General features: G+C 54.5%; 4 protein-coding genes and 1 pseudogene. All 5 read left to right on the plus strand.

The features are described 5' to 3' along the window. The first annotated feature begins 219 nt into the window (after positions 1–219). Positions 220–1422: a methionine adenosyltransferase gene (gene metK / locus G485_RS0116825; protein WP_027093482.1), complete on the plus strand. Its 1203-nt coding sequence runs from the start codon at positions 220–222 to the stop codon at positions 1420–1422. A gap of 158 nt (positions 1423–1580) precedes the next feature. Further along, the gene (locus G485_RS0116830) at positions 1581–5267 is read left to right on the plus strand and encodes a SwmB domain-containing protein (RefSeq protein ID WP_169732332.1); all 3687 of its coding nucleotides are present in this window, start codon (positions 1581–1583) and stop codon (positions 5265–5267) included. Between the two features lie 52 nt (positions 5268–5319). Then, a complete protein-coding gene (locus tag G485_RS0116835; RefSeq protein WP_027093484.1) occupies positions 5320–6102 on the plus strand; it encodes a tyrosine-protein phosphatase in 783 nt (260 codons plus the stop codon). Between the two features lie 24 nt (positions 6103–6126). Next, complete coding sequence (locus tag G485_RS27035) at positions 6127–7614, plus strand: polysaccharide biosynthesis protein (protein WP_240489181.1); 1488 nt, start codon at positions 6127–6129, stop codon at positions 7612–7614. Between the two features lie 102 nt (positions 7615–7716). Further along, a pseudogene (locus tag G485_RS0116845) lies at positions 7717–7898 on the plus strand (IS5/IS1182 family transposase); the annotation flags it as partial.

The following is a 7898-nucleotide window of genomic DNA, read 5'->3' on the forward strand; positions in this document are numbered from 1 at the left end:
ATTAAGCTCATTGTATCGGTTCTTCGAGGAAAAAGCCAGCGATCTTTAAAATGTTAAGTGGGGCCTCGCATTAGTCTGACTTTGACGAGGCCCTGGCGGATAGGCGAAGGTCCATTGACACTCCTCGACAATTCGGGTATTATTATCATCTGAAGGTCTGTCTAACAACCTTTTCCTACCGGAAAAGGTTCATTTTTTGTGTAGGGGAGGTTGAAAGAGTTGTCGATTCAAGGAAGACATCTCTTTACGTCCGAATCGGTCACCGAAGGACATCCGGATAAAATATGCGACCAAATTTCCGACGCGGTGCTTGACGCGTTTTTGCAAGTGGATCCATACGCTCGCGTTGCGTGCGAAGTATCCGTTGCCACCGGCCTTGTGCTGGTCATCGGGGAAATCAGCAGCAAAGCGGATTATGTCGATATTCCCGCCATCGTGCGCAGCACCATTCGCGAAATCGGTTATACGCGCGCCAAGTACGGTTTCGATGCCAGCACGTGCGCCGTCCTGACCTCGCTTAATGAGCAGTCCGCCGACATCGCGCAAGGCGTCAATGCGGCGTTGGAAAGCCGCGAAGGCAAGGACGTTCTGCAAGAGAGCGCGGACATCGGAGCCGGCGACCAAGGCTTGATGTTCGGCTTCGCTACCAACGAGACGCCGGAACTGATGCCGCTGCCGATCGCCCTGGCGCACCGGTTGTCCCGCCGCTTGTCCGAGGTGCGCAAGAACGGTATTCTCGATTATTTGCGCCCGGACGGCAAGACGCAGGTAACAATCGAATATATCGACGGCAAACCGAAGCGTGTCGACACGATCGTCGTCTCGACCCAGCATTCGGAGGAAATTACGCTGGAGCAAATTCAAGAGGACATTCGCAATTATGTCATTAAACCGGTTGTGCCTGAAGAGTGGCTCGACTCGGCAACGAAATTTTTCATTAACCCGACCGGCCGTTTCGTCATCGGCGGACCGCAAGGGGACGCCGGCCTTACCGGGCGGAAAATCATCGTCGATACGTACGGCGGCTACGCCCGTCACGGCGGCGGCGCTTTCTCCGGCAAGGATCCGACGAAGGTCGACCGTTCGGCCGCTTATGCCGCTCGCTATGTTGCCAAGAACATCGTTGCTGCCGGCCTGGCCGACAAATGCGAAATTCAGCTGGCTTACGCCATCGGCGTCGCCAACCCGGTATCCATCAACGTGGACACTTACGGCACCGGCAAAGTAAGCGAAGAGAAGCTCGTGGAGCTCATTCGCGCCAACTTTGATTTGCGTCCGGCAGGCATCATCAAGATGCTGGACCTGCGCCGCCCGATTTACCGCCAGACGGCCGCTTACGGCCACTTCGGCCGCAGCGATCTGGATTTGCCTTGGGAGCGCCTCGACAAAGTCGACGCCCTCAAGCAAGGCTCGCTGGTTTAATTTATATCGCTCCTTTAAGCCGCTCAATTCGGTCTCGCGACCGAAGGAGCGGCTTTTTTTGCGCATCGTTCCGGAATTTCCCTAAAATAAGCCGGCCCGGAAGCCGAAATAAAAAGTATAGGTATGCCCAGAACGATGAAATTTGGGAGGAATTGCTTTTGCGCCGTTTACGAAAGATAACAACGACACTTGCTGCAACGCTTCTTCTTCAGTCGTTTGCCGCGGGCGGAGCTTTTGCGGCTTCTTCCGGAGCGGAAGTCAAGATCGCCGCAGCGTCTGCGCCGGAAGTAGAGGCTTTGTATCCGGCCGATGACGCCAAGTCGGCTCCTGTGAGCGGCAAGCTGCTGATCCGCTTCGCAGACGATATCATAAAAGGAAGCGGAAACATTACGATCAAAGACGCGAAAACGTTCGACACCGTCGCCACTTACAGCGTGACGGATAACACGAATGTTCAAATCACGCAATCCCGCAATGTTCTCATCGCAGCCCCAACGTCTTCCGATTATAAATCGGGCGGCGATTATTACGTGCAAGTCGATGCGGGGGCGTTCACCAGCAAGAGCGGGGAGCCCTTCGCCGGCATTACCGATACGCAAACGTGGAACTATCATACGTCTTCCAAAGATTCGACCAAGCCTTCCATCATCTCTTACACGCCCGGCAAGAACGCGAACGTTGCGGATCTCGGGAGCGATCTCATCCTTAAATTCAACGAGCCGGTCATTCCGGGCGGCGGCAACGTCATCATAAAGGACTTGTCGGCCGGCTCTCCGCTGGCGACGATTCCGGCGAATTCCAACGACGTTTCCGGCGTCGGAACCGATACGATTACGATTTCCCATAAGAGCTTCAAGCCGAACATGGTGTACGCCGTCCAGATCGACGATACCGCCTTCACGGACATGTCGGGCAACGCCTACAAGGGCATCCCGACGACCGACATTACGACGTGGCGGTTCACGACGACGACGGACACGACGCCGCCGGAGCTTGTGGATACGAATCCGGCGTCTGGAGCTAATTATATCGCGTTAAGCAATGCCGTGCTCAAGATGACGTTCAGCGAGCCGGTAAGCATCGTTGCCGGCGCCCAGGCGGAAGCTGTTCCGAAAACGGGCTCCACCGGAGCGGTTCCGCTTGCGATCAGCCCGGACGATTCGTCCGACCCCGACCCGCGCGTCCTTACGCTGACACCGACGACGCCGCTGACGAAGGCGCTGACCTATGTCGTACACGTTCCCGCGGACGCCATTACCGATGCGGCGGGCAATTATTTTCCGGGCATTCTGAACGATTACCGCTGGACCTTCCAGACGATCGGATCGGATACGACCGCGCCGTCGCTGAGTACGGCGACGATGGACGGCTCCGTCATCGTACTGACGTATAACGAGTTGCTCGACGAGAATTCCGTTCCGTACGCCTCCAACTATTACGTCACCGTCAACGATATTCCGAGGCAAGTGAGCGGCATAACCGTAAGCGGCGCCCAGGTCAAATTGACGCTGCAATCCGGCGTCGCCGTCGGGCAGACGGTCAAGCTGTCCTACACGGTGGGGGACAGACCGCTGCAAGACAATTCGGGCAACAAAGCGGCGGCGTTCTCGAACCGGGCCGTCTCCAATACGACGAGCACGACGCTTCCCAAGCCGACAGGCGGTTCGGTATCCGGAAGCACGCTTACGTTGACGTTCAACAAGTCGCTGCAGTCGGTATCCTCCAATGCGATCTCTCAATTTACGGTCAAAGTGAACGGTTCGGCACGAAGCGTCTACAGCTTGTCGGTGAGCGGGACCAGCGTGATCATGCAGCTGTCGTCGGGCATCGCCAACGGGCAATCCGTCTCCGTAACCTACACGCCGGGTTCGTATCCGCTGTTGGATACGAGCGGCAACTCGGTGGCCGCCTTTTCCAACTATTACGTACAGAACGCCAGCGACACAACCCCGCCGATCCTTTCTTCGGCTACGGCTTCGGGTGTGAAGGTGACCCTGTACTACGACGAAGGGCTCGATCCGTCCTCCGTTCCGCTTAAATCGAGCTTCTCCGTGCTCGTGAACGGTACGGCTTATACGGTTACGGGCGTATCCGTAACAAACAATAAAATCGAATTGACGCTCGGCCAATCGCTATCCTCCGGCAAAATCGTGCTCGTCACGTACATTCAGGGGTATCCGCCCATTGCCGATCTGGCGGGCAATCCGGCTTCTACGATCAGCAACTACCAGATCGTATCGGACGTCAGCGGCAAGGCGAGTCTATCTTCGGCGACGGTGTCCGGATCGACATTAACCTTGCACTACTCTTCGGCGCTCAACGAGGATTCCGTTCCGTACACCCAGCAGTTCGTCGTCAAGGCGGATGGCATTTATATCAGCGTCAATAGTGTGACCGTATCGGGCTCGAAGGTGACGCTGGCGCTCGCTTCTGCAGTCAAGCAAAACCAGAAGGTTACGCTGACGTATTATAACTCGGGCACGCCCCTTCAGGATTCTCTGGAACAGACGTTGGACAGCCTGGATGAGATTACTGTCGCCAATCAATCGCCTGCCGTCGACAATTTGCCCGACTCGACGGACACCAACGACAACGGGGGCTTAACGCTCGCTTATTCATCCGCCACGACGGTTGTCGCGGCTACGCCTTCCGGCCAATCGGCCAAGCGGTATATGATCGATGGAGATAAATTCGTCCAAGCATTCGCGACGCTGAAGACCAATTCCGCCACGCTGAACAACATGGAGATTACCTTCACCGTCCCATCGACGGAACCGGCCGGCATGGTGGGGATACCGATCTCTTCTCTGACGCGCGCGGCCTCCCTGTTCTCGAACGGCGTCTTCCGTCTGGAATACGGCGGGATGTCCTTCTCGCTGCCGCTGACCGCAATCAATTACGGCCAGGAGCTGTCGATTCTCGGCGGGGATACGTCTTCGGCGCAATTGTATATGACGATCGAGAAAGTGTCGGACAGCGCGCTGATCGCTGCGGCGAACGCCAAGGGCGCGCAATTTATGGCCTCGCCGGCGAATTTCACGGTGTCCATCAGCTCCGGGGGACGCGAGCGCGAAGTGAAGAACTTCACCTCGTACGTCACGCGCACCTTCGATCTGAACGCCGGTTCCGTGTCGCCATCGGAAGTGTCGGTTATTCGCTATGACAGCGGGTTTGGAGATATCTCCTACGTGCCGACGACGACCGAGACTTCGGGCAGCACCATGAGCGTTCATTTTATGCGGAAAAGCAGCAGCGTGTATGCGGTCGTTCGCAAGAACGTACAAGTGTACAGCGATATGACCGGGCATTGGGCGAAAAACGACGTAAGCGCATTGGCCACCAAGTTTATCGTGGACGGTCCGACCAGCGCGACATTCGCGCCGGACAAGAACATCACGCGCGAAGAGTTTGCGACGTTCCTTGCCCGCGGTCTGGGGCTGAACGGCGACAGCAGCTCGGCGGCCCGCTACAGCGACGTTGCCTTGAGCGGGTCCGCGGCCGCTTATATCGGAGCCGTAAGCCAAGTGGGCATCGTGCAGGGAGACGCTAACGGCAGGTTCAATCCGAAAGCGCCGATTACCCGCGAAGAGATGGCGACGATGATGCTTCGGGCGATGGTCTACGCAGGTTTGCAACCGACCGCAACAAACAGCGCGCTTGCTGCGTATACAGATAAGGGAAAGGTTAGCAGTTGGGCAAGCGCCGCGGTATCGGCGAACATTCAGGCGGGGATCATGAACGGCGTGTCGCCGACCCTGTTCAAGCCCAAGGACTACGCGTCCCGCGCGCAAGCGGCGGTCATGATCAAGCGATTCCTCGAATACGTGGACTTGTTCGAAAACTGAACCGAACAATGGGACGGGCGGTCGCTGTCATACAAGGAGAGGGCTGGAAGGCATGATTGACATTCATACGCATATTTTGCCGGGACTGGATGACGGCGCCCCCGATTGGGAGCAAGCGATCGCCATGGCCAGGGCGGCGGCGGCGGAAGGGATCACGACCATCGTCGCCACCCCTCACCACGCCAACGGCGTTTACCATAATGAGGCTGATGTCGTGAAGGAGGCGGTTGCACGATTTAATGAACGAATGAACACCGAAGGCATTCCATTGACGGTCGTGCCGGGCCAGGAGATTCGGATCCATGACGATCTGCTGGATGCTTGGGGGAGGGGGGAACTCCTGACGCTCGGGGATTCCCGCTATATCCTGCTGGAGATGCCGTCCTCGCAAATTCCATCCGGCATCTGGGACCTGCTTCACGAGCTGCGTTTGCTGGGACTGACGGCCATTATCGCCCACCCGGAACGCAACGCCGAGGTCAATCGTCATCCCGAACGTCTCGCCGCTTTGATCGAAGCCGGCGCCTATGCGCAAGTCACGACCCATTCTCTGCTCGGCGGCTTCGGCAGCCGAATCGAGCATGCGGCCTGGTCCTTGTGCAGGCAGGGACTGATCCACATCGTCTCTTCCGACGCGCACCATGTGGACCGCCGCGGCTTCCGCATGCAAGAAGCCTATCAAAGAGTCGACCAAGTGCTAGGAAGTAGAATTAAGGAAATCTTTAGGCAAAATGCGACATCAATCTTTTATAATGGTTCTATCGCGACTGTTGAAAATGGCGAGAAAAATGGGAGTATTTGGAGAAAAATTTCAACCATTTTCCGAAAATGTTGACTCTTGTGGTACTAAAGTGGTAAGATGATATTTGATAGCGTTTTTACTTTGATTTATGGGGCTGGAGATTGTGGGATCCTAGTTGCCCGTGAATTGTTAAGTCCGACCATGAACGACCGAAAGCTTATTGGCTTCATTGATGACGATCCTCATAAACATAAATTGACCGCTTATAATTTGCCTGTTCTTGGAGACCGTAAAGCGATAGCATCGATCGTTTCAGAATTTGAAGTGAAAGAGATTATAATTGCGATTCCTTCCGCCCCCAAGACGGTCACCTCGGAAATCATCAACCTCTGTATCTCTACAGGAGCGAAAGTAAGAATAATTCCTGGCATTAGCGATATGTTGAACGGTCGAATTTCCTTCAGCACTATTCGCGATGTGGATGTCGAAGATTTGCTTGGACGTGATCAGGTTAAGACGGATCTAGTAGGAATCGCAGAATATGTTCAAGACAAAGTAGTCTTGGTTACAGGGGCGGGCGGATCAATTGGCTCCGAGTTATGCCGCCAGATTGCGCCGTTCCAACCTAGTAAGCTCCTGCTTCTTGGCCATGGCGAAAATAGTATCTATAACATTGAAATGGAATTGAAGAGTACCCATCCTCATTTACATATAGAGCCTATCATTGCGGATATTCAAGATCGTGCAAGAATAGAAACTATCTTTGCTTTGCATCGACCTCGAGTAGTTTTCCATGCGGCTGCGCATAAGCACGTACCCTTAATGGAGAAGAATCCGTCTGAGGCGGTAAAGAATAACGTGTTCGGTACCCAGAATGTAGCGGACTGCTCAGATCAGTATGGGGTTGAACGATTCGTCCTAATCTCTTCCGATAAGGCTGTTAACCCTACAAGCGTCATGGGTGCAACGAAGCGAATAGCGGAAATGTACGTACAGAGCTTGAATGCTCGTAGTAATACCAAATTTGCTTCGGTTCGTTTTGGTAATGTTTTGGGAAGTCGTGGAAGTGTCATCCCTCTGTTTAAGAAGCAGATTGCGAAAGGCGGCCCTATTACTGTTACTCATCCTGATATGGTTCGCTACTTTATGACCATTCCTGAAGCCGTTCAACTAGTTATTCAAGCTGGAGCCATGTCCAAGGGAGGAGAAATATTTATCCTCGATATGGGTGAACCGGTACGTATTCTAAAACTGGCAGAGGATCTAATTCGTTTATCCGGCTATGAGCCTTATGAAGATATTGATATTGAATTTACCGGTATCCGTAATGGCGAGAAGCTTTTTGAAGAGTTGCTTACAGCTGAAGAAGGCGCAACTAAAAGCGGAGGAACGGGTACGGGCGGCGGATCGTCCGGATCGGATGGAACGGAGACGGGGTCCGCCGGAGGCGGGGCTAGCGCACCGCAGACGCTGGAGTCGATCAAAGCGCAGACGCAGAAGAGTCTCGAAAACTTGCGCGACAGCTGCATCAATTCCATCCTGGCTCTGGTAGACAAGTATGAGGGCAAAGAATTAGGGCTTGCTGAACGCCCCGAAAAGCTGTAAAAAATCGCATAATAACAAGGAATTCGGGATTTGTATGTCGAAATCATATGCAAAGGAATCTTCGGAAAACAGCCCAAAATCCTTGCAGATGGAGCGACGAAAATGTTCAAGCCGACCGCACACCTCGACAATCAATTGATCCTGCCTGGCGATTTCTTTCTTCCCTTCGGCGGAAAACTGGATGAAGAGAATCGCTGGGTTCAGTTGGCACAGTTGGTGCCGTGGGCGGCGGCTGAACAGAAATACGGTCGTTTCTTCAAAGACACCTTCCGCGGTCAGCAAAC

It is taken from the genome of Cohnella thermotolerans DSM 17683, assembly GCF_000429825.1.
In the GTDB taxonomy this organism is placed as follows: Bacteria; Bacillota; Bacilli; order Paenibacillales; family Paenibacillaceae; genus Cohnella; species Cohnella thermotolerans.